This is a genomic window from Pseudomonas brassicacearum (genome assembly GCF_003732175.1).
Lineage (GTDB): Bacteria > Pseudomonadota > Gammaproteobacteria > Pseudomonadales > Pseudomonadaceae > Aquipseudomonas > Aquipseudomonas brassicacearum_G.
The window spans coordinates 127,841-147,270 of record NZ_MOBI01000006.1; the positions used below are offsets into that span (position 1 = coordinate 127,841).

Below are 19,430 nucleotides of genomic sequence, written 5' to 3' on the forward strand. Positions count from 1 at the left end.
GGTAGTGGTTTGAGGTAAGAGAAAGCCGCCCTTGGGGGCGGTTTTTTTGTGGGCGGGGGTAGAGGAGGACTTAGCCCGCCACCAGCAAATCAAAAGATCGCAGCCTTCGGCAGCTCCTACGTGTGTACGCGTTCCAACGTAGGAGCTGCCGAAGGCTGCGATCTTGGCGTCTGTTGTTTCGCCGCTAATCTTCAGAAAACAAAGAAGGCCCGCATCGCTGCGGGCCTTTTGTTTTGGCAATTCAGAGCTGCGGAGGGAGAACTACCAATATTCCAGCTGAAAAGGCGCTAAACGGCCAGAATAATGGCACTTATGTGTTCGGCTTGCCTTCCAGTTCCTGCGTATTCCACTGCTTCACCTTGATGGCCTGGTAAAGCATGCCGATGGTCAGCGGGACTTTGTCACCACGTCCCTTGGCCCGACGTTTGAGAAAAACGTCAAAGCCTTCGTGTTGGAAGTAGCGATAGGCGTCGTAGTCGACGAAGTCTATGGCGAACTGTTCTTCCAGGGTTTCCATCAGATGCCGCGCATCGGCGCCGTCGCAGCCGAGGTCAAAATTGATCGAGGTGGTGAGGCTGATGGTTTTTCGTTCGGGCAGCCCGAGTTCTTCGTGCAGCAGTTGCATGAATAACTGCATGGCGTGGTCGTCGGGGAAGTTGGGGGCGAGGTTCATTGCGGGGCGTCCGGTTGGGCTTAGGCGGATCTTATTGGCCGTCGGGCTTGGAGGGAAGGGTGGAAACAGATGCTGGAGGTTCGTCTTGTCGGTACTTTGTGAACACTTCTTGTCGTGTAGGAAGTGGTTTGTCGAGGTCTGCCTGTGACGTGTCGAATCCGGCGAGACGTAGGCTGGCCAAGTAGTTTGAGCGGCGGACCTTTTCGTAATGCGCTTGTTTTTGTTTGAAGGTTAATTGGCTCATGACGGCAGTCTCGGGGCTGCTGTTTCTTTCACTGATCGTTCCCACGCTCTGCGTGGTAACGCATCCCGTGACGCTCTGCGTCACAGTGGACGCGGAGCGTCCATGGCGGCATTCCCACGCAGAGCGTGGGAACGATCTATCAACATGGAATTCGCGGAAAGGTCGACGTTCACCCCGTACGATCTTGTCCATCTGTTGCACGCTTTCCATCAGCTCATCAAAAAACTTGCTCATGGTTATCTCCAGTGTTCGTTGATCGTTCTCACGCAGAACGTGGGAACGATCTGTTCACTCGGACTTCAGGACGGCGCTTTCCAGTTCAGCATGCGTTGCTGGGCAACCTGGAGTAGGTCGCAGCCATCTTGATTCAGCAGGTACAGGGCGTGGGTGATATGGGGGATGTCTTTGACGTCGCCGTGCTTGAAGCATTGGCAGTGCAAGGTTTCGAGTAGATCGCTGGAGGCGCGGATGCGCTGAAGGGCGGCTTCGAGGATGTCTTGTGGGTCGGCCTCTGTGTCGATGATCAGAACCGGGGTATCGGTGAAGTTGGTTTTTAATGGACGGTAGCGATCTACAAACGGATTTAATGTGGTCATTGAGGAGCACCTTTAGTGAAGGGAAATGTGTGCCTCTGTTCCGGGTGACCAAGCCCGAGCCGCTGATTTGGCAGCGACAGTCACAACTATAGGTGTGGTGTGCAAGCGGGTGATAGCCGACAAGGAGCACGAGGTTGTAGGACGGGGACGAAGATTGGTAAGGCCGTGTCTATCGGTCTGTCCGCCGACGTAGGACGTCTCGTTTTTTAGCCATAAAGCGCTTGGCTTCGTCATCTTCAATGCTGGGCCGAGGGTCGTCGATACTGGCTTGTACTTGCTCCCTGAACCATGCGTCGTAGGCAGCATTGTCGATGGTGTTTTGCGTCTCTATGGGTTTGCTGGGATTGGCCATGTTTTTTACCCCGTCATCCGCTGCCGAGCCACCTCAAGCAACTCACTCCCATCCTGAGTCAGCAGATAAAGCGCATTGACGATATTCGGAATGTCTTTCACATCCGCTTGCTTGAAGCACAGGCAATAAAGCGTTTCGAGCAGGTCGCTGGAGGCGCGGATGCGTTGTCGGGCGGCGTCCAGGATGGCGTGGGGATTGGCCTCGGTGTCGATGACCAGAACTGGGGTTTCGCTGTAGTTGGTTTTGAGTGGGCGATAGCGGTTGTTAGACGGATCGTGCGGGTTCATTGAGCGTGTCCTGTAGGAAGTCGCGACGTCGCTCCTGCAGGCCGACATACGGGGTTTAGCCGCGCCGCAAACTATAGAACCGCACTCCAAAGTCTCGCAAGACAGCCTGAATGGACAGGTTGTGTAGGAGGTTTACTTGCCCGCAAGGCTTAGGACTACGTGCTACCCGAGGTTTTTTTCAGCGATTCCCCTAGAGGTTGAATTTCCTACGCAATTGTCAGGCGAAACGCGGCAAATTTCTGTATGGTGCGCGCCAGAATCCGTAGGACGTTTCTAGACGTCTGTTTAAACACTTAAAGGGAATTAGGTATGCGATTGCTTCGTATGGCTTCGATTTTGTCGCTGTGGGCCGCGTTTGGCTCGGCGCAGGCTGAACAACTGCCGATCGAGGTGTTGAGTGCGGTGGTCAAGGATCAGAAGATCGCCGACGCTGAAGTGCTGTTGCAACGCAATGGCGCGCAGAACGTGGTGGGTCGCACCAATGCGCAGGGTCAGGTCAGCCTGACCGCCGATTTTGCCGATGACGCGAGCAACCTGCTGATCATCAAGAAGCCGGGTTTCTCCAACCTGGTGGTCAAGTGCCCGTGCAAGGGCATGACCTATGCCATCAGCCCGGTGATGACCAACCTCGACGGCCTGCGTGTGGTGCTGACCTGGGGCGCAACCCCGTCGGACCTCGACTCGCACATGATCTTCCCCGGCAACAACATTTACTACGGCAGCAAGCAGGGCACCGACGCTCATCTGGATGTCGATGACACCACCAGCTATGGCCCGGAAACCATCACCCTGGAGAAGAAGCACTACGGCGAGAGCTACGTCTACGCCGTGCATGACTTCAGCAATAGCAGCAACCCGAATTCGCATGCACTCTCCAACAGCCAGGCCAAAGTGTTCGTGTACATGGGCCAGTCGCTGGTGCGCACTTACTATGTGCCGCAAAACCGCAGTGGCAACCTGTGGACCGTTTTCCGCATGACCGGCAGCGGCGATTTCCAGGACATCAACAACTTCACTGGCTCGCAGGTTGATGCCGCGAACGTGTTGAACGAAGTCTCCCCATTGCTCGATGACAGCGTGGCCGTTACCGCCGTGGCGGTCAGTACTTCGGCACTGTCGGATGCGAAAAACCTGAACCAGAAAGGCGAAGCGGCCTACCACGTCGGCGACCTGCCGCAGGCGATCGACTTCTATCGTCAGGCGATTGAGCTGAACAACGGCTTTGGTCAGGCCTACAGCAACCTGGGTCTGGCGTATCAGAAGGCCGGCAACACTGCCGAGTCGATCTGGGCCAACCGCAAGGCTATCGCACTGGCCAGCGGCAATTCGGCTGCCACTGTTCGCGCCAGTTCCTACTACAACATCGCCCGTATCTATGAAGCGGCGAATCAGTTCCCTGACGCATTGCGTCATTACCAGTTGGCCAAGCAGCAAAAAGCCAACCCGGTGTATGACAAGGCGATCGAGCGCGTGCAAAACCGCTGATCGGTTTGCGTTGAGTTGACCCCACAACGCGCCGCTATGGCGCGTTGTGCATTTAAGGAGCTGGGTATGCGGTTGCGGGCTTTTACTTTTTTACTGCTCGGTTGCCTGTGGGTAAACACTGCACACGCGGTGGGTGCGGCGGTGTTCGCGACGATTGATCGCGGCGTCTGGCCAGGTTCGCTGGCCAGTGAGGCGGGTTTCGATACGGCCTCGCGCGCCGAGATGCTGATGTTCGGCAAGGCCTTGCTGGTCAGCGAAGCACTGGACGAAAACGCCCTCAAGCAGCGTTTGGGTGTGAAGCAAGTCGAGTTCAAATCCGTGGAGCAGGTGCGTCAGCGTTTCTGGGACCGGCTGTTGAGCAACTACCGTAGCGCCAGCCAGAACTGTGAGGCCGAGCTGTTTTGTCCACAGGTGCGTGGCCTCGACGATTTGCGTCAGCAGGCGGCCGGTTTCACCGGCGAGGTCGGCCCGGCCTATGCCGCATGGGCTGCAGGCAGTCGGGTGTTTCACGAGCAGTATTTGAACGAGCAACTGCGTCTGGCCGCGCTGTTCCCGACGATCAGCAGCGAGATCGAGCGCTTCGACAGCGCCGAACTGACGGGCGATGAGTTGGCCGACCGACAGTTTCTGCTGACGTTCGACGATGGCCCGAGCGGCATCGACAAGCACACCGATGTGGTGGCCAATGTACTGCGGGCCAACGATCTGCACGGCGTGTTCTTTGTGCTCGGCGAGCCCTTTCAGGCACGCTTGCGTAAATCTTCGCCAGACAAAATGCGCGAGTTGTACCGAGGCCAGTGCGTTGCCCTGCATGGCTGGGAGCACAAATCCCACAGCGCCTGGAGCGAGTGGCAGTCGTCGATCAACCGTTCGGTGACGCTGGTGCGCGGTACGGTACCGGATGACTATCAGTCGTTGTTTCGCCCGCCGTATGGCCAGCGTCGCAGCGACAGCGCCGGATTCTTCAAGGCTCAGGGCTTGAAGGTGATGCTCTGGGGCATCGACTCCCAGGACTGGAGCAGACAGATCAACGCAGACGCCGCGACCCAGCGCGTGCAGACCCTGATGCTGCTGTGGCGCCGCGGGATCATCCTGTTCCATGACATCCACGACAAGGCACCGAAAGCGGTCCCCGCGTTGATTGCGGCGAACCAGCGCAACGGCGTGAAATGGGTCGACTGTCGGGCGCAGCAGTAGGCCTGACGCTTTCGCTTACGATCGTTCCACGCCCTGCGCTGGAGCGATCAATGCGCCTGCAACATTCCCCTCCCTGTATCATTCCGTATTCCTTTTGCGCCCGACCTTTTCTCGACTCGCTGCACTTGCCGACTAGGCTTTCGGCATGGCAGCAGTCAACGGAGTGACAGCTTATGCACAACACCCTCGAACAGGTCTTTGGTTATCCACAGTTCCGGCCCGGCCAGGAGGCGGCGGTCAGTGCGGTGTTGGCCGGGCGCTCGGCAGCGGCGATTTTTCCGACCGGCTCCGGCAAGTCCTTGTGCTATCAGTTGCCGGCCGTGTTGCTGCCGCACCTGACGCTGGTGGTGTCGCCCTTGCTGGCGCTGATGCAGGACCAATTGGCGTTCTTGCAGCGTCATGGCATTGCGGCGGCGAGTATCGATTCGGCCCAGAGCCGCGATGATGCCAACGAGGTGATGGCGCGGGCGCGTTCCGGCGAATTGAAGATCCTGATGATTTCCGTGGAGCGCTTGAAGAACGAGCGCTTTCGCAACTTTCTGCAGCAAGTGCCGATCTCGTTGCTGGTGGTGGACGAGGCGCACTGTATCTCCGAGTGGGGCCACAACTTCCGCCCGGATTACCTGAAGCTGCCGGACTACCAGCGCCAGTTCAACATCCCGCAAACCTTGCTGCTGACAGCCACTGCCACGCCCAAGGTGATCGCCGACATGCAGGCGAAATTCGCCATCGCGGCGGACGATGTGGTGACCACCGGTTTCTATCGTCCCAACCTGAATTTGCTGGTTGAACCGGTGCGTGGCCCGGACAAGCGTCGGCGTCTGGTGGAGTGGATGGGCCAGCGTGCCGGGCAGCCGAGCATTGTCTACGTGACCTTGCAGAAAACCGCCGAGCAGATTGCCCAGCACCTGAGCCAGAACGGTCTTCAGGCCGAGGCCTATCATGCCGGTTTGCCCCACGAACAACGGGAAGCCATTCAGCGTCGGTTCATGGGCGGGCAGTCCAATTGCATCGTCGCCACCATCGCGTTCGGCATGGGCATCGACAAGAGTGACATCCGCAACGTGGTGCATTTCGATTTACCGAAATCCATCGAAAACTACAGTCAGGAAATCGGTCGTGCCGGACGCGACGGGCAGCCTTCCGACTGCCTGGTGCTGGCCAACCGTGACAGCCTCAACGTGTTGGAAAACTTTGTGTACGGCGACACACCAGAGCTGGATGGAATCCGCTGTGTGCTCGACGAATTGCAAGCGGCCGCACCGGATGGGCAATGGGAGTTTTTGCTGGGCCCGTTGGCCGATCAGAGCAATATTCGCCAACTACCGCTCAAAACCTTGCTGGTGCAGCTTGAACTCAAAGGCTTGATCGCACCGCGTTACGCCTATTTTGCCGAGTACCGCTTCAAGTTCCTGCTGGAGCCTGAAGCCTTGCTGGCGCGTTTCGAGGGCGAGCGACGGGACTTCGTCGAGGCGATCATCCAGACCTCCAGCCATGCGCGAACCTGGGCCACGGTGAATTTCGAGGCGCTGTACCAACAGCATCAAGCCGAGCGCAATCGGGTGGTCAAGGCGCTGGATTACTTCCAGGAGAAGGGTTGGGTCGAACTGGAAAGCAAGCAGATGACCGAGGTCTACAGCCTGCTGATGACGGACTTCGATGCCCAGGCGTTGAGCACCCAATTGCATGGTTACTTCACACACCATGAGCGCACCGAAATCGCCCGGATTCACGCGATGCTCGATCTGTTCGCCACTGAGCACTGCCTGGGTTATCGATTGGCGCAGTACTTCGGCGACGAAAATGCGCCGCAGCAGTGCGGGCATTGTTCGGTGTGTCATGGGCAGGTTGCCCGTCTGCCGGAACCGCCTGAGCTGCCGGCGCTTGTGGATAAAAACTTCGAGGCGCTGTGCGGCGACTTTATCCACAGGCACGAAGCGTACAACGGCCATGTGCCGGGTGCGGAACGGCTGACACGGTTCTTGTGCGGTATCAGCGTGCCGTTGTTTACCAAGCTCAAGGCGCGGGCAATTCCGGGATTTGCAGCGTTGGAGGATTATCCGTATGCCGAGGTGCGTGAGTGGGCCAATACGGCTCTCCTGAACTGAAGAGCGCTGCCGGTAAGTTTGTGCACCTATGCCTCGCTTCTTTGATCAACTGATGCTTTCGGAAACACAAAAAATTTGAACATCAGGAAAAGAAAGCCCGCCACCGCAAATATCGACAGTATTTGGACCCACTGATGCGGGTAACCCAAGTAGTCCACCATCACGATGAGAATGGACAAATTCAATGTGTAGCCGAGACTGTGCGCAAAAATATAGCGTGCCCCCGCGCTCAGCAGATCCCCATCGTGGGAAAACGTCCACTTGCGGTTACCGATAAAACCGATAGCAGTACCCACTGCATAGAGCACGCTCATTGTGATTTTCGGAGTTCCGCCGGCATACGTAATCAATAGATAAACCATATAACCTATTGAGTTGGTGAGAAGGCCAATGACGCCATAGCGCAGCAGCTCGATGGTCGAGGCCCTATCGGGTAGTTTCGAGAGCAATTTACGCATTTACCCACGCCGCCAGACCAAATCCGGACTTTCCATAACCGTTGCCGTTGTACAGCATGTAGTGCTGTGCTTTGTGGATAAACACATAGGGATACTCGATCATCGCTGAGTCCCAATCGCTCTCCGAGACATCAATACCGCAAGCGTCCAGACACAGTTGCCAGGAATGACCGTCATGACTGCGCGCATAGCCGATTCTGTAGGTTTCACCCGCGCCACTTCGATAGGAGAACCACATTTCAAAACCGGTTTCTCTAGAGCCTATGACGGTTGGTCTTGAGAAGGCTTGCGCCTTTCCTATGACATAAGGAACGGCCAACCCTTGCCGAGCCCAATGATGCCCATCGATGGATGATGCGTAGTTTAGGGTATGCAGCATCTCTCCGTTACCGGCATCCCAGCTTGCGGTTGACCCGTACCACATGTCGTAGTCCCCATTGGCACTTTGCATGACCCATGGGTAAGAAAGGCTGATGGGGTCCGTAGGGTCAGCGCCCATGAAAGGTTCACGACTTTCCAGTTTCAGGGTTAGATCAGGGTTGACGATGAGCCGGCCGATATCACCACGCCAATGGCCACCTGCGGGGTTTTGCCAGCCCATGAAGAGCATGTACCGAACACCGTCGACGTCATAGCAATTACCGATGCTTACTCCATCTGCAAAAAAACTGCCTTCGGCGCCATGCTCGAACATCGGTTCGTGGTGCTCGCGGATTACCTGGCGAGTAATGATATCGATATCGACCGCGCCAACAGAGGAGCGATTGTCGCCGTCCCTGCCGCTGTAGTAGATCCGATAGATATCGCCCTCAAGCAAAACCGGCAAGGGATTGGCGACATGAGTCAAAAGCTTGGGATGCCGCCCGGTACTGGAAGGGCAGTAAAGCAGTCCCAATTTTTGCCAGTAGGGCGTCATATTTTCCTCAGCTTGGTGCTAGGCACTTTAGAGCGTTCTGTCGCTGAACCAACGTACAGGCCTTCGGGCTCGGCATCGCTTAATAGCAATGCGCCTGCACCGATAACGCACCGATCTCCGACTTTGATATGGTCGCGTAGCGTTGCATTGACGCCTATAAAGCACTGTTCGCCAATTTCTACCCCGCCAGAAATTACCACGTGCGAGGCAATGAAGGAGTGATCCCTGATTGTGGAGTGATGGCCGATATGATTACCACTCCACAGCGTCACGTTGTTGCCGAGGGTGACAAATGGCTGAATGGTGTTGTCTTCGAGAATGAAGCAGTTCTCTCCGATTCGTCCATCATTCAGGACGGTGGCATGAGAGCTGATGAAGTTTGCAAATCGGTAGCCCATGGCCTTGCCGGCAAGGTACTTTTCTTTGCGCACGGCATTGAGCTTCGAGTAGCTGAGCGCAACAAATAACTCGCACTTTTCTGGCGGGTAGTAGGCGGTGAGTTCCTCAAATGCGAAGACTGGAAGTCCGCAGAAAACGTTTTCGGTCAAATAAGCAGCGTCAACAGAAAAGGCAACGACTTCATAGTCAGAGTCTGACGAGAAGTAGTAATGGGCGAGTTGCGCAATATCGCCTGCACCGAAAATAATCAGGGATTTTTTCATGGCTGCTTCCTCACCAGGATAGTGAACTCGTAGAGATCATAGTCATGAAGCAGCGCCACATTGCGTGAGTAGCGACGTTTACACAGATCGAACAGCATGCAGGGATCGGCGTAGTAAAGATAATCGCGCATCTTGTCGGCATCAGAGTAGGAGGTCAGGCAGTTGAAGGCGAATCCCAGGCGGCTGGTCTTGTCGAGCGTATCCAGAACGCTTTCGATGTAGGTCAGCCACTCTGCATCCGTCCTCCCCAGTCGGACATTGAAAATGCCGCTTGCGAAGCCGTAATCCGCGAGTTGCACAGGTTCGCAACCGGTATGGAATTGCACAGCGGCACGATCTTTGTAGCGTAACCTTGCGGCGTTGACCATATCCTCGGACACATCGATGCCGTCATAGGAAAACGCATTGTGCCGCTCTTGCAGGAAGTCGTAGAACGCACCATAGCCACAGCCGATATCATTGACCGAAAAGGGCGTTTTACTGTCGATGATGGTGTTGAGTTGGGCAAACCGCAGGTACTGCCCTTCTTTGCCATTCCAGTCGACTCCCTGAGGGGTTTCACCGTGCTGGGCCAACTTTGAGGAGTAGTACTCAGCCACTTCAGACAGCAGTTCAGTTTTATCGCTTTCCATGAACTTGCCTCACGATGGTGTAGGGGCGCCGTTTAGTCTCGGAAAATATCTTCGACAAATAGATACCCACGACACCAATAAAAGAAATGATCATCCCGCCCAAGAGCCAAATAGATGCCATCACCGAGGTCCATCCGTCTAGCGGTGTGGCAAAAACCAGTTTGACGATCAGCAGGTAAGAAATGTAAGCGCACGACAATAGCGAAATCGACAGGCCAATGTAAAAAATGCCAATCAAGGGTGCATTACTGAATGAAGTCACTGAGTTGACCAGCAGCGACATTTTTCTGCGGAAGGTGTAGGTCGTTTCACTGGTACTGTGTTTTTTGATGGTGATCGGTTTCTGAATGAACCCCGTGATGTACCAAAGGCCAGCCATGAATACCTCACGCTCCTGGTGGCACAGCAACGCATCCACATAGCGACGGGTCATCAACCGTGCGGTCACGATGTTTTCAGGAAGGTTCAAGCCCGTGAGCAGCCTGAACAGGCCATAGAACCACCTCCCGCTGATACGTTCGAGGAAATTGCCTTTACGACACTCCTGCACGCCATAGACCACATCACTTTTGTCTTCAGCCATCTGCTGCGCGAACGTGAGAAGCCATTCGGGCTCTTCTTCCAGATCACTGTCGATCAGAAAAACGCGTTCACCCGAGGCGTGGGCCAGGCCTGTCATCATCGCTTTGTGATGGCCAAAATTGCGTGACAGGTCGACGACCACAACATGGTGGTCATGCTCAGTCAATTGCACGGCGGTATCGAGACTGTTATCGGGTGAACCGTCGTTAACCAGGACGATTTCATAATCATCACCCACCAGCTCTTGAGCGGCCGCGCTTGCTCGTTGGTGAAATTCGGCGAGGTAACTGGCTGATTGGTAAAGCGTCGCAACAATGGAAAGTTTCATGGGCGTATGAACTTCATATAGTTAGGTGCTTCTTTCCCACAATTGAATAACAAATCAAGAATGGTGACGTTGTGAGAAAAGTCGCCCCAGAGCTGCGGATATTCAAGATAACCGGAGTAATCGAACCAGCTCAGATGAACGCCTCGTTCGGAGAACACATCGGCCTCGACATAGTCCCGGGCTGCCGGACCAGAAATATACTCGGTGGCGCCTGCTTGCACACAAAGATCTGCCAGGCGTTCGGTTTTTCCATCACTCAACGTGTAATCCGATGAGCTGCTGATGAGCGTCTTGATCCCGAGATACAGGCAGATTCGCTCAAGAAAGGCCCGGTTAAGGTCAGATAGCCGCGTATAAGGCGCCAGATAAAGCGGTTCAAGCCAAGCCGAAATCTCATCAAAATAAGGCGTTCGGCGATAGTTTTGCTGCAATGATTTCCAGTGCACCGCTGCCCAGTCCGTGCCCTCGATTTCGGTTTCGAATATTGTCTGATGGTACTTGCCCTTGACCTTGACCGGTACCGTCAACCACTGCAGACCTTGCGGCGTTTTGATCTGGTTGCGGTTGCGCCAGTCACGCCGGGTGTATTGCATGTCGTCGTAGAGAATAAATTCATCGACAGCGGCAATCATGTCGAAATAACCCTTCCAGGGTATGTAGTTGGATTGCACGATAGCGATTTTCTTCATTTTGCTCAGACACCTATTAAATGAATAAAATGCATGTTCTATAAGTCATTGAAATTGACACAGCAATAACCCATGTCATTGCTTTTTTGTGCTTTGCGAAACGGTGTAGGCATCCACTCACAGCGCGTAATAGCTCCGGGGCTGCCGAGTTCTCTCAAAAATGGAAGTAGCCGTCCGTTCACCAAGTCGCCACCAAAGCCGAATTCAGAAACATAGAGTACATGGATGGGCTTTTTGTCCTGGAGAAAAGCAAAGTATGTCATGTGGTCAAGCACAAGGCTTTCGGAGTTTTTAGGGGAAAGCCCGCAAGAAGCACCAAGGGCTTTTATGGAGTTCAGGTGCGATTGCGTATTAAAGACCGGAATTGATAGGGGTTGACCGGGCAGACTCGCCTTCTCGGATGATGCGTTTTTTATCGTGGATGGAGTGACTAAGGATAGGAGCGTTATCATCGATAAAATGGAAAGCATCAAGATAACGGAATAGCCGATGGCCAGGCTCCGGTATGATATTTTGGTGTCCGATGATGGTAGTAATAAAGCGGTTAAGACTATCGAGATTGGAAGAAATTGAGAGCCGGAATAGAAGTTTTGAATATTGAAAAGCAGAGCATTTAGAATGTCTGCCGATGCCAGAAAGGCAGCCAGGAGAATGGGGGCAGAAAGCTTTCTCTTTGCTAGTTTAATAACGAATTCTGTTACGCTCCAAAGGTGTACGCCAACGATGAAGGCATAAAGTAAGTACTTTATCGCTAGGTTTAACAGGAACAAGAAGCTGGTATTCCCTTCGATGGGAGGGAGCCAGCCTGATTGCGAGTACGCGTTGAAGGTTAAATGCGATAACAACCGCTCCGGAAAGTTTACGATATTGCTGTAGGCTGCCTGAATAAACTCAGCGGGTGCAGAAAAAAGCATCCCGGGCAACAATGTGTTGGCTGTCAGCATAGCTTGCATTGCCGGCGCATCTTTACAGGCTGCAATTGCGTTTGACTCGTGGAGCACTTGAGCAAATAAAATAACCGCATAGGCAAGAAGTGCAAGGCGAATCAGTTTGTGATATGTCTCGGTTGTAAGCCACAGAGCTGTCAGCAAAAAAGGGAGGAAAAACAGGCTTTTTGGATGTACATAAAAAAAACAAGAAAGCACGATGGTAAAAAATATCGCCCCTGCGAGCTGTAACCCTAACGACTTCGTTCCCTTAAAATAAAGCGCCGATAAACAGAAAATCAAAATGGGTAAAGTCATGAATTGTTCAGCGCGAGACAGAACCCACAAGTACGGCATTATACCTAATGATGCAAATGCAATCAGGCTGGCAAACCGCCGAATAGCGAACGTTCTATCATTCGTTTGTTTAAAACACCAGAGTGCAAGTAAAGCAAACCAACCCAAGGATAAAATTATCCCACTTAACCGTACCCCAAGCGGTGTAAGGTAAGCATATGTCGCCGATACTAGTAGCGCGGCAGGATAGAAAACCCAAGAGACAGCTCGGTCAGACATTGTCGAGCACTGTGGAAAAAATGAAACCAGATTTTGATCTTCTAGAAAAAATCTGGCAACGCTCCATTTGGAAACTATTTCGTCTCCGTAGATCGGAACGAAAATCCCGCTGAGCAACAGGAAAAAAAACAAGCCGATAACGATAAGTGGTATTTTTTTTTCTGTTATTTTGTTCATATTTACAACCTTGCGTATCGAAAAGTGTGATTCCTGATGTTTTACTTGTTTTTATTATATTGGCTGTTTCACTTCCTGGGTCGGAAAGTTTCATCGGATAAAGAGGGGCCAATAAAAATTGCAATCGCTTCTTCGTTATGTCTGAAATAGGCGGCTGTACAGGTGGTCGTAACCCAACATTGCTCTTGATGGGTTACCTGCTTTTTCCTATCTGCGAATTAGTTTGTAGCGTGCAATAAGCAATCAATTACCCTTTGTTGTTGCGGTTCGGTGAGTCCTACCCATAAAGGCAATCTGATCAAACGTTCCGACTGTTGATTGGTGACTTCCAGCGAGCCCTGCATTCGCCCATAGCGCTGCCCGGCGGGCGAGGAGTGTAAAGGTACATAATGGAAAACCGCGTCAATGGAGTTTTGTTTCAAGGTGCTCAATACGTTATGTCGATCTATTTCCGGGTTAAGCAAGACATAATACATATGCGCGTTGTGCTGACATTCATTGGGAACTATCGGGCGACGCAAGATCCCATTGTCTTCAAGAGGGGCAAGCAGTTCATGGTAGTGCTGCCAACTCGCCAGACGTCGTGACGTGATTGTTTGCGCTTCCTGCAATTGCGCCCAGAGAAACGCTGCAGTAAGTTCGCCAGGCAGGAAAGAAGAGCCTACTTCCTGCCATGTGTACTTATCGACTTCTCCGCGGAAAAACCGGCTGCGATCGGTTCCTTTTTCTCGAATGATTTCAGCACGTAAAGCCAGAGACGCGTCTTTGACCAACAGCGCACCGCCCTCGCCGGAAATCACGTTCTTGGTTTCGTGGAAGCTGAAAGCCCCTAGATCGCCAATGCTTCCCAGTGCCTGTCCTTTATAGCTTGCCATCACCCCCTGAGCGGCATCTTCCACCACTTTCAAGCCATGGCGACGAGCGATGTCCAGGATGATATCCATTTCACACGCTACGCCTGCGTAATGGACGGGGACGATCGCTCTGGTCCGGGAGGTAATAGCTTCTTCAATCAGCTGTTCGTCAAGGTTCAGGGTGTCTTCCCGTATATCGACGAAAACGGGCACTGCACCGCGTAAAACAAATGCGTTAGCCGTTGAGACGAAGGTGAAAGAAGGCATGATGACTTCGTCACCAGGCTGAATGTCCAGCAGCAACGCAGCCATTTCGAGAGCGGCGGTGCATGAGTGGGTAAGGAGCGCTTTGACAGAGCCTGTTGTTTCTTCGAGCCAACGGTGGCAATGCTTGGTGAACGGACCATCTCCGGCGAGTACGTTGCCGAGTTTCGCCTGTTCAATGAAATGAAATTCCTGACCTGTCATATAAGGTCGGTTGAACTGGATCTTTCCGATGCTCACGTCATGCCTCCGGGCCTGTAAGATTTTGCATTGAAGTCAATTAGCAGGTCTTTGCATTCATTTCTTGTTCTGCTACGCGAGGTTTTAAATCAGAAGGCCGGTTCACACCTGTCCGCTCGCATGTATTTACGGCTGCGGCCGATCATAGCTTAACCCTCCGTTTAAGCCCACATTCAAGCCTTGCAGGGGCTGTCTAATTGATGACGTGCCAAGCGCTGAGCGGTTGCTGCGATTCTTGTGCGGGATCGTTTATGGCATCCATCCGCTGAATGCCGCTCATCATGGGGATAAATTTCAAAAACATCGCTGGGTTGACTATGGTGAATGCTGTCTTTGGATCGCTAACAAGAGAGCAAACCATGAGCCAGACGCCGTTCCAGATTCAGCGTGCCGCCGTGGCCGAGACCTACGCCACACTGTGCGCCAGGGCCGGATTGATCAGGTCGAAGCCGATGTGCGCATTGCCTGTGATGGCCTCTTCGGGGGCAAGCCCACTCCCACACTGGATCTCGGTCGGACGCAAATGTTGTATTCACTGAAAATCAACTGCGTGGGCTTGCTCGCGAAGAACGATAACGCGGTTTTCGCCTTAGACTGGCTGTTCAATTCCAGGAATCGACACTGATGTCCAACCCGATACCCCAGCGCTCCGACTACCGCCACTTCCAGCCGATCATCACCCGTTGGCACGACAACGATGTCTATGGCCATGTGAACAACGTGACCTATTACAGTTTCTTCGACACGGCGGTGAATACCTACCTCATCGAAGTCGGTGGTCTGGATATTCACGGCGGTGAAGTGGTGGGGTTTGTGGTGAGTTCGGCGTGCGATTACTTCGCCTCGATCGCTTTTCCCGAGCGCATTGAAATCGGTTTGCGGGTGGGCAAGTTGGGCAGCAGTTCGGTGCAATACGAATTGGCGGTGTTCAAGGCCGGGGAAGCGGACGCCTGTGCGGCAGGACGCTTTGTGCATGTGTTTGTGGATCGGGCCTCGAATCAGCCGGTGGCGATTCCTGCCGGGTTACGCGGGGCGTTGGAGCAGTTGCTGGTGTGAAACGAAAAATCGCAGCCCGAGGGCTGCGATTTTTTTGGAATCTCTTTCGTGACGCGACCAGGGATCAGTCGCGATCACGATAGTAGCGGTGATGCTTGCGATGGCCATAAGCATGGCCACGACCGCGGTGGTCATCATCGTAGTAGCGACGGCCATCATGGTCGCGATAGCCGCGGCGACCGCCGCCTTCGTCATTGCTCTGGTTGCCCATATAGTTACCCAGTGCACCACCAGCACCACCGCCGGCTGCTGCACCGATCAGGCTGCCCGACGTGCCGCCCATGCTGCGGCCGACCACGTTACCGCCGGCTGCGCCGAGCGCACCACCGATGGCCGCTTCGCCACGGCTGTGTTTGTTGGCACCTACCGCACTACCACCGGCGCCGCCCAAGGCCGCACCAATGGTCGAACCGGTGTTGCCGCCCAGCGATTGACCTACCACTGAGCCAAGAACCCCGCCCAATGCGCCGCCAACACCTGCCTCGGCGGTGCCACCGGCAGATGCGGCGCCACTGATCAGGCCAAGGGACAACAAGAGAATCGAGGAGAACTTCATGAGAGGAGCCTCAAAGGGATGACGGCGCGATCCTGAGGCTGTGTCGCGATGGTTACAATAGAAATCCGACGAGTAACACGACTTGTGCACAATTCGCTAAGTTATTGTTTTATAGGTGGAACTTAATGGATTTTCGCTGGTCTTTAGCTACTTGCGAGAGGCCGCTTTGATACAAAAGCGGCCTTTTTTGTGGGCGTTTGGAAAGTGTTCTAACACTGAGTAAGTGGGGTGAACATAGTCCTGTGGCGAGGGAGCTTGCTCCCGTTGGGTCGCGAAGCGGCCCCAAGGTTCACGACTGCTACGCACCCGAGCGGGAGCAAGCTCCCTCGCCAAAGAGGTTTGACTTTGTGTCAAGCCGACCTGGCCATGATTAACCCGGTCTCGCTTGCCGCTTCCAAACGGATCGCCACGAACTTCGAAGTTGGTGTGTGGCTGCCGTCACCGATGCTTTCCAGCGGCACCAGCGGATTCACCTCCGGGTAATACGCAGCGGCTTGTCCGGCGGGAATATCGAACGCCAGCAAGGTGAAGCCTTTGACGCGGCGCTCACGACCGTCATCCCAGATCGACACGATATCGGCTTTCTGCCCCGGTTTGAAACCCAGACGAATGATGTCGGCTTCGTTGACGAACAGCACGTCACGCTGACCCTTGACCCCCCGATAACGGTCGTCGAGACCGTAAATGGTGGTGTTGTACTGATCGTGAGAGCGCATCGATTGCATGATCAGATCCGGCAGCTGCCCGGTGGCGCGGGTGCGCTCGTGTACCAGATCGACCGGCAGGATGTTCGGCCGGAAATTGGCGCGACCCGACGAAGTGTTCCAGCGCCGGGCACGTGCGCTGTTGCCCAGGTAAAAACCGCCCGGGTTCTCGAGCTTCTGGTTGAAGTCCTTGAAGCCCGGAATGGTGTCGGCAATCAGTTCGCGGATACGCCGGTAATCGGCCACCAGCCAATTCCAGTCGACAGGCGTGGCGCCTAAGGTTGCGGCAGCGATACCGGCGATGATCGACGGCTCCGAACGCATCTGTTTCGACAGCGGCTGCAGCTGGCCGTTGGAGGCGTGAACCATGCTGAATGAATCTTCGACCGTTACCGCTTGCGCCCCTTCGCTTTGCAAGTCGATGTCGGTGCGCCCCAGGCACGGCAGGATCAGCGCTTCTTTACCGTGCGCCAGATGGCTGCGGTTGAGCTTGGTGCTGATTTGCACGGTGAGGTCGCAATTGCTCAGGGCCTGGAAGGTCCGTGGGCTGTCCGGCGTGGCTTGGGCAAAGTTGCCACCCAGACCGATGAAGACTTTCGAGCGGCCATCGAGCATCGCGTGGATGGCTTCGACCACGTTGTGACCGTTCTCACGCGGCATCTTGAACTGGAAGCGGCGCTCCAGTGCATCGAGGAAGAACGCCGGCGGGCGTTCGTTGATGCCCATGGTCCGGTCGCCTTGCACGTTGCTGTGCCCGCGCACCGGGCACAGGCCTGCGCCCGGCCGACCGATGTTGCCGCGCAGCAGCATCAGGTTGGCGATTTCCTGGATGGTCGGCACCGAGTGCCGGTGCTGGGTAATGCCCATGGCCCAGCACATGATCACATTCTTGCCTTTGGCGTACATGCGCGCCGCTTGCTCGATCTCTTCCAGGGTCAGCCCGGACTGTTCGACGATCTGCTCCCACGAGGTGTCGTCGATCTCGCCAAGGTAGTCGAGCACGCTGGCGGTGTGTTCGTTGAGGAAGTCGTGGTCGAACACCGATGGCGCGTCGGTTTGCTGCGCCTCGCGTTCCCATTGCAGCAGGAACTTGGCCATGCCGCGCAGCAGCGCCATGTCGCCACCCAACGCCGGACGGAAGTACGCGGTGTTGGTCGGCTTGTCACCGTTGGTGAGCATTTCGATCGGGTGCTGCGGGTGCTGGAAGCGTTCCAGGCCACGCTCTTTGAGCGGATTGATGCACACCACCTGAGCGCCGCGCTTCACTGCTTCGCGCAGCGGTTCGAGCATTCGTGGATGGTTGGTGCCGGGGTTCTGGCCCCAGACGAAAATCGCGTCCGCGTGTTCGAAGTCGTCGAAGGTCACCGTGCCTTTGCCGACACCGATACTCTGCGCCATGGCCACACCGCTGGCCTCGTGACACATATTCGAGCAGTCAGGGAAGTTGTTGGTGCCGAAAGCGCGGACGAACAGCTGATAGAGATACGCCGCTTCGTTGCTGGCGCGGCCCGAAGTGTAGAACTCGGCCTGTTTCGGACTCGACAGGTTCTGCAGGTGTTTACCGATCAGTGCGAAGGCGGCTTCCCAACTGATGGGGGTGTAACGGTCGGTTTCGGCGTCGTAGCTCATCGGCTCGGTCAGCCGGCCTTGATACTCGAGCCAGTAGTCGCTCTGCTCCAGCAACGAGCTGACGCTGTGCTTGGCGAAGAATGCGGCATCGACCCGGCGCTTGGTGGCTTCCCAGTTGACCGCTTTGGCGCCGTTCTCGCAGAACATCACCATGCCCTTTTCCGGAGAATCGCCCCAGGCGCAACCGGGGCAGTCGAAGCCGCCGTTCTGGTTAGTCTTGAGCATTATGCGGAGGTTTTTCAGCGCGTTATCGCTGGTCAACCAGGCCTGGGCGACGCTGATCAGCGCACCCCAGCCACCGGCTGGGCCTTTGTAGGGCTTGTAGCGGGGGACGGGTTTCTGGTCGGCTTGACGATGTTGACTCACGCTTGATTCTCCATCGCAGGGCTATAGACCCGCGGTGCACTTTTCTGTGGCAGGTGGATGAGGTTGAGGTTGTGCCGGCGTGCCCATTGCACGGCCAGGCCGGTGGGGGACGACAGGCTGACCAGGGTCTGGATGCCGGCGCGCAACACTTTCTGGATCAGTTCGAGGCTGCAACGGCTGGTGACAATCGCCAGTCCGCCTGTCGTCGGGATGTTCTGGCGGACCAGCGCGCCAATCAGCTTATCGAGCGCGTTGTGCCGGCCGATGTCTTCCCGGCCCAGCAGCAACTCGCCCTGGTTGTTCATGAACACAGCGGCGTGCACGGCGCCGCTGTATTGGCCCAATGGCTGGAATGCACCGATGCGCTGGCGCAGGCCTTCAAGCCATTGTGCGGGCGGCAATGGTGCGCCGGGCAATACGTTGAGTTGCGGCAAGGCTTGCTCTACCGCTTCGACGCCACAGAGTCCACAACCGCTGGTACCGGCCAATTGCCGACGTTGCTGCTTGAGGTTCCAGAATGCGCGGCTGGAAATGCTGACCTGCGCGTACTGCGCCGAACCGGACCCGCTGAGTTGCAGGTCATAGAGGTCGGACACGTCACTGATGATCCCGCTGCCCAGGCTGAAGCCAACGATGAAGTCTTCCAGATCGGTCGGGGTGACCAGCATCACCGCCTGGCTGATGCCGTTGTAGGCGATCGCCAACGCCACTTCCTCAGCGAGCGCGGTGCTGGCTGATTCGCTGTGGTCGAGGTTGCAATACTGATAGTTCTGACTGGCGGCTGGCGTGGGCATTTCGACGGCGGGCGCCCCGCAAACCGGACGCTTGGCTTTCATGGGGCAATACCGGCGGTTTATCCAGCCTTAAGCCTAG

The 19,430-nt window shown here is 55.2% G+C and carries 19 protein-coding genes and 2 pseudogenes; 4 read left to right on the forward strand and 17 right to left on the reverse strand.

All coding sequences use genetic code 11. The features are described from left to right. Positions 1-310: 310 nt before the first annotated feature. The 6 genes and pseudogenes from BK658_RS05985 to BK658_RS06010 all read right to left on the reverse strand — a co-directional run bounded on the left by BK658_RS05985 (position 311) and on the right by BK658_RS06010 (position 2,152). The gene (locus tag BK658_RS05985; protein WP_123581495.1) at positions 311-673 is read right to left on the reverse strand and encodes a DUF1493 family protein; all 363 of its coding nucleotides are present in this window, start codon (positions 671-673) and stop codon (positions 311-313) included. A gap of 88 nt (positions 674-761) precedes the next feature. Beyond that, positions 762-917 (reverse strand): annotated as a pseudogene (locus BK658_RS05990) (YhfG family protein); the annotation flags it as partial. A 138-nt stretch (positions 918-1,055) separates the two neighbouring features. Next, positions 1,056-1,151: pseudogene (locus tag BK658_RS05995) on the reverse strand (transcriptional regulator); the annotation flags it as partial. 65 nt (positions 1,152-1,216) lie between these two features. Beyond that, the gene (locus BK658_RS06000) at positions 1,217-1,513 is read right to left on the reverse strand and encodes a hypothetical protein (RefSeq protein ID WP_123581496.1); all 297 of its coding nucleotides are present in this window, start codon (positions 1,511-1,513) and stop codon (positions 1,217-1,219) included. A 169-nt stretch (positions 1,514-1,682) separates the two neighbouring features. Then, the gene (locus tag BK658_RS30665) at positions 1,683-1,865 is read right to left on the reverse strand and encodes an antitoxin PaaA2 family protein (protein ID WP_123581497.1); all 183 of its coding nucleotides are present in this window, start codon (positions 1,863-1,865) and stop codon (positions 1,683-1,685) included. A gap of 5 nt (positions 1,866-1,870) precedes the next feature. After that, on the reverse strand, positions 1,871-2,152 hold the full coding sequence (locus BK658_RS06010; protein WP_123581498.1) for a hypothetical protein: 282 nt from the start codon (positions 2,150-2,152) through the stop codon (positions 1,871-1,873). 309 nt (positions 2,153-2,461) lie between these two features. Here BK658_RS06010 and BK658_RS06015 point away from each other — a divergent pair, with 309 nt between their 5' ends. From BK658_RS06015 to BK658_RS06025, 3 genes are all read left to right on the forward strand, one after another. After that, a complete protein-coding gene (locus BK658_RS06015; RefSeq protein ID WP_123581499.1) occupies positions 2,462-3,637 on the forward strand; it encodes a tetratricopeptide repeat protein in 1,176 nt (391 codons plus the stop codon). A 66-nt stretch (positions 3,638-3,703) separates the two neighbouring features. Continuing rightward, on the forward strand, positions 3,704-4,834 hold the full coding sequence (locus BK658_RS06020) for a polysaccharide deacetylase family protein (RefSeq protein WP_123581500.1): 1,131 nt from the start codon (positions 3,704-3,706) through the stop codon (positions 4,832-4,834). A 173-nt stretch (positions 4,835-5,007) separates the two neighbouring features. Next, positions 5,008-6,942, forward strand: coding sequence for a RecQ family ATP-dependent DNA helicase (locus BK658_RS06025; protein WP_123581501.1), 1,935 nt, complete (start codon positions 5,008-5,010; stop codon positions 6,940-6,942). Between the two features lie 26 nt (positions 6,943-6,968). Here BK658_RS06025 and BK658_RS06030 read toward each other — a convergent pair whose 3' ends face one another. The 8 genes from BK658_RS06030 to rffA form a co-directional block, all read right to left on the reverse strand. Next, the gene (locus BK658_RS06030) at positions 6,969-7,400 is read right to left on the reverse strand and encodes a GtrA family protein (RefSeq protein ID WP_123581502.1); all 432 of its coding nucleotides are present in this window, start codon (positions 7,398-7,400) and stop codon (positions 6,969-6,971) included. Continuing rightward, positions 7,393-8,316, reverse strand: coding sequence for a hypothetical protein (locus BK658_RS06035; protein WP_123581503.1), 924 nt, complete (start codon positions 8,314-8,316; stop codon positions 7,393-7,395). Before BK658_RS06035 ends, BK658_RS06030 begins: the two co-directional genes overlap by 8 nt. Further along, positions 8,313-8,978 carry an acetyltransferase gene (locus tag BK658_RS06040; protein WP_123581504.1) on the reverse strand — a complete coding sequence of 222 codons (666 nt, stop codon included), beginning with the start codon at positions 8,976-8,978 and terminating at the stop codon, positions 8,313-8,315. The genes BK658_RS06035 and BK658_RS06040 overlap by 4 nt, the downstream gene beginning before the upstream one ends. Continuing rightward, positions 8,975-9,610 (reverse strand): class I SAM-dependent methyltransferase, encoded by a 636-nt coding sequence (locus tag BK658_RS06045; RefSeq protein ID WP_123581505.1) that lies wholly within the window; start codon positions 9,608-9,610, stop codon positions 8,975-8,977. Before BK658_RS06045 ends, BK658_RS06040 begins: the two co-directional genes overlap by 4 nt. Beyond that, on the reverse strand, positions 9,597-10,520 hold the full coding sequence (locus tag BK658_RS06050; protein ID WP_123581506.1) for a glycosyltransferase family 2 protein: 924 nt from the start codon (positions 10,518-10,520) through the stop codon (positions 9,597-9,599). Before BK658_RS06050 ends, BK658_RS06045 begins: the two co-directional genes overlap by 14 nt. Next, positions 10,517-11,209, reverse strand: coding sequence for a WbqC family protein (locus tag BK658_RS06055; protein WP_123581507.1), 693 nt, complete (start codon positions 11,207-11,209; stop codon positions 10,517-10,519). The genes BK658_RS06050 and BK658_RS06055 overlap by 4 nt, the downstream gene beginning before the upstream one ends. Before the next feature lie 38 nt (positions 11,210-11,247). Beyond that, the gene (locus BK658_RS06060; protein ID WP_123581508.1) at positions 11,248-12,888 is read right to left on the reverse strand and encodes a hypothetical protein; all 1,641 of its coding nucleotides are present in this window, start codon (positions 12,886-12,888) and stop codon (positions 11,248-11,250) included. A gap of 218 nt (positions 12,889-13,106) precedes the next feature. Continuing rightward, positions 13,107-14,246 (reverse strand): dTDP-4-amino-4,6-dideoxygalactose transaminase, encoded by a 1,140-nt coding sequence (gene rffA / locus BK658_RS06065; RefSeq protein ID WP_123581509.1) that lies wholly within the window; start codon positions 14,244-14,246, stop codon positions 13,107-13,109. Between the two features lie 624 nt (positions 14,247-14,870). Here rffA and BK658_RS06070 point away from each other — a divergent pair. Continuing rightward, on the forward strand, positions 14,871-15,302 hold the full coding sequence (locus BK658_RS06070; protein ID WP_123581510.1) for an acyl-CoA thioesterase: 432 nt from the start codon (positions 14,871-14,873) through the stop codon (positions 15,300-15,302). 64 nt (positions 15,303-15,366) lie between these two features. Here BK658_RS06070 and BK658_RS06075 read toward each other — a convergent pair whose 3' ends face one another. The 3 genes from BK658_RS06075 to fdhD all read right to left on the reverse strand — a co-directional run bounded on the left by BK658_RS06075 (position 15,367) and on the right by fdhD (position 19,393). Next, a complete protein-coding gene (locus tag BK658_RS06075; RefSeq protein WP_123581511.1) occupies positions 15,367-15,858 on the reverse strand; it encodes a glycine zipper domain-containing protein in 492 nt (163 codons plus the stop codon). A gap of 350 nt (positions 15,859-16,208) precedes the next feature. After that, the gene (locus BK658_RS06085; protein ID WP_123581512.1) at positions 16,209-18,557 is read right to left on the reverse strand and encodes an FdhF/YdeP family oxidoreductase; all 2,349 of its coding nucleotides are present in this window, start codon (positions 18,555-18,557) and stop codon (positions 16,209-16,211) included. Next, entirely contained in the window at positions 18,554-19,393 is an 840-nt protein-coding gene (gene fdhD, locus BK658_RS06090) for a formate dehydrogenase accessory sulfurtransferase FdhD (RefSeq protein WP_123581513.1), read from the reverse strand. Before fdhD ends, BK658_RS06085 begins: the two co-directional genes overlap by 4 nt. Positions 19,394-19,430: the final 37 nt, after the last annotated feature.